General features: G+C 72.0%; 1 protein-coding gene. It reads right to left on the bottom strand.

Features of this window, described 5'->3' with window-relative positions; genetic code table 11:
• A partial coding sequence (locus BA175_RS29055; protein ID WP_139131420.1) for a condensation domain-containing protein occupies positions 1–3298 on the bottom strand: 3298 nt, incomplete at both ends.

Raw genomic sequence — 3298 nt, 5'->3', positions numbered from 1 at the left:
GCGGAGCGGGGGACGGCCACGGCGACGGTGTCACCGCGGCGCACGCCGCGGGCCACCAGGAGTGCGGCCAGCGCGGCGGAGCGCTCGTCCAGCTCCGTGTAGCTGAGCCGCACGTCACCGGCCACCACCGCGAGCCCGTCCGGGGTCCGGGCGACCTGGGCCGCGAACAGCCCGGGGATCGTCTCCGGCTCGGGGCCCGAGATCGTCGCCGCGGGCAGTTCCAGTACCCGTGCGGTGTCGTTCCAGCCGGTCAGCAGCTGCTGCCATTCACGGGACTCGAGCAGATCCAGCTGGCTGAGCGGCATGGCCGGGTCGGCGGCACCCAGGGAGAGCAGGCGCAGCAGTCGCCGGCCCAGATCGGTGACCGTCCCCTCGTCGAACAGGTCGGAGCTGTACTCCACCGTGACGTCGATGCCCGCCGGGGCGCCCTCGGCATCCGTCCGCTCGACGAAGTTGAAGCCGAGGTCGAACTTGGCCGCACCACCCTCACCGTCCACCGGCGCCGCCACCAGACCCGGCAGATCCAGCGACGCCACCGCGTTGTTCTGCAACACGATCATCACCTGGAACAACGGATGCCGCGCCAACGACCGCGACGGCTGCAACGCATGCACCAACTGCTCGAACGGCACATCCTGATGCGCATACGCCGCCAGATCCGTCACCCGGACCCGCTCGACCAACTCACCGAACCCCGGATCCCCCGACACATCCGCACGCAACACCAGCGTATTGACGAAGAACCCCACCAACTCGTCCAACGCCGCATCCGTACGACCCGCGATCGCCGTCCCCAGAGGAATATCCACACCACCCCCCAACCGCGACAACAACCCCGACACACCCGCCTGCAACACCATGAACAAACTCGCACGCGACGAACGCGCCAACCCCACCAGATCCCGGTGCAACCGCGCACCCAACCCCACCGAAACCGTCCCGCCCCGATAACTCGACACCACAGGACGAACCCGATCCACCGGCAGACTCAACTCATCCGGCAACCCCTCCAGCACCCCACGCCAATAACCCAACTGACGCGAAATCGCCGAACCCTCATCACCCTCATCACCCAAAACCTCACGCTGCCACAACGCATAATCCGCATACTGCACCGGCAACGCATCCCAACCAGGCGCCACACCCCCCACCCGCGCCCGGTACGCCACACCCAGATCCCGCGCCAACGGAGCCTGCGACCAACCATCACCAGCAATGTGATGCACCACCACACACAACACATGCTCGACCGCCGACACCCGGAACAACCACACCCGCACCGGCAGATCCACCGACAGATCGAACCCCACCGACGCCACACCCGCCAACGCCGCGTCCACACCACCGGCCGACACCTCGACCACCTCGAACGGCACCACCACATCCCCCGCCGCGACCACCTCCTGCCACGGCTCACCACCCACATCAGGGAACACCGTCCGCAACGACTCGTGCCGCCCCACCACATCCACCAGCGCCGCACGCAACGCCACCACATCCAGCACACCCGACAACCGCACACCCAACGGAATGTTGTACGTCCCGCTCGGCCCCTCCATACGATTCAGGAACCACAACCGCCGCTGAGCGAACGACAACGGCACCCGATCAGGACGCACCATCGGCACCAACGCCACACGCCCACCCACCGACGAACCCACCACACGCTCCGCCAACGCCACCACCGACTGCGCATCGAAGATGTCCCGGAAGGGGAGCTCGATGCCGAAGGTGGCGCGGACCCGGCTCACCAGCCGGGTCGCGAGCAGCGAGTGCCCGCCCAGGTCGAAGAAGCTGTCGTCGATCGAGACCGACGGCACACCGAGCAGGTCGCAGAACAGGTCGCAGAGCGTGCGCTCGACGTCGTTGCGGGGCGCGCGGGCCGTGCTGTGCCGCGGCTCGGGCAGCGCGGCGCGGTCGATCCGGCCGTCCGCGGCGTACGGGAGCGCGTCGAGCTCGACGTAGTGCGCGGGCACGGCGTGGCCCGGGAGCAGCGCCGCGGCGTGGTCCCGCAGGGTCCCGGCGTCCGCGGGAGCCGCCGGGTCGGCGGGCACGTGGTACGCCACCAGGGCGGGCTCGCCGGAGGGACCCGGCCGTACGGTCACGGCGGCGGCCGCCACCGCGGTGTGCCCGATCAGCACCCGCTCGACCAGCCCGGGTTCGACACTCCTGCCGTCGAGGGTGAGCCGCTCGTCGGTGCGCCCGAGGAGCTGGACCGTGCCGTCGCGCGTGATCCTGGCCAGGTCGCCGGTGCGGTGGAGCCGTGATCCGGGCGGGCCGTAGGGGTCGGCCACGAACCGCTCGGAGGTCAGCGCCGCACGGCCCCGGTAGCCGTGCGCCAGCTGGACGCCGCCCAGGTACAGCTCACCGGCGCTCCCCGGCGGCAGGGGCATGAGACCGGCGTCGAGCACGAGGGCGCGGGTGTTCCAGACGGGCCGGCCGGCGACCGGGTACGCGTCCGGGTCCCCGGTCCCGCTCCCGGCGGTCCACGCGAGGGCGTCGAACGCGGCCTCCACCGGGCCGTGCAGGACGTGGAGTGCCGCGCCGGGGAGCCGCGAGCCGAACCGTTCGGCCAGTCCGGCGGGCAGCGGCTCGCCGCCGCACAGCACGCGGAGCAGTCCGGTGCACTGCGCGGCCTCCGGTTCGGCGAGGAACGCGTCGAGGACGGAGGGCGCGAAGTGGGCCGTGGTCACCGCTTCGCGCCGGATCAGCCGGGCCAGGCCGACCATGTCGCGGTGGCCGCCGGGCGGGGCGGTCACCTGGGCGGCGCCCAGGACCAGCGGTGCGAGCAGTTCCCAGACCGCCGGGCCGAGGTCGGTGGGGGTCTGGAGCAGGACCCGGTCGTCGGCGCCGAGCCGGCAGGTGTCCCGCATCCACAGGAGCCGGTTCACCAGGGCCCGGTGCGGCAGGAGCACCCCACGCGGCTCGCCCTCCGTCCCCACGGTGTGGATCAGGTAGGCGGGGGAGTCCGGCAGGGGCCCCGGCAGGTCGGCGAAGCCGGCGTCACCGTCGCAGTCGCCGTCGGAGTGGAGCAGGAGGACCTGGCCGGCGCTCGTCCCGAGAAGGGTCTCGCGGTCCGGCGTGGTGATGACCGCGGTGGGCCCCGCGCCGTCCAGGAGGGCAGCGGTCCACGCGGCCGGGTGCTCCGGCTCGACGGGCAGGCAGACCGCACCGGCCCTCAGCACGGCGAGGTGAGCGACGGTCAGCGCCGCGGAGCGGGGGACGGCCACGGCGACGGTGTCACCGCGGCGCACGCCGCGGGCCACCAGGAGTGCGGCCAGCGCGGCGGAGCGCTCGT

Origin of the sequence: Streptomyces griseus (assembly GCF_001715295.1) — a bacterium.
Taxonomy (GTDB): domain Bacteria; phylum Actinomycetota; class Actinomycetes; order Streptomycetales; family Streptomycetaceae; genus Streptomyces; species Streptomyces griseus_G.
The sequence above is the reverse complement of the archived record's forward strand: the minus strand, read 5'-3'. Positions and strand labels throughout refer to the sequence as shown.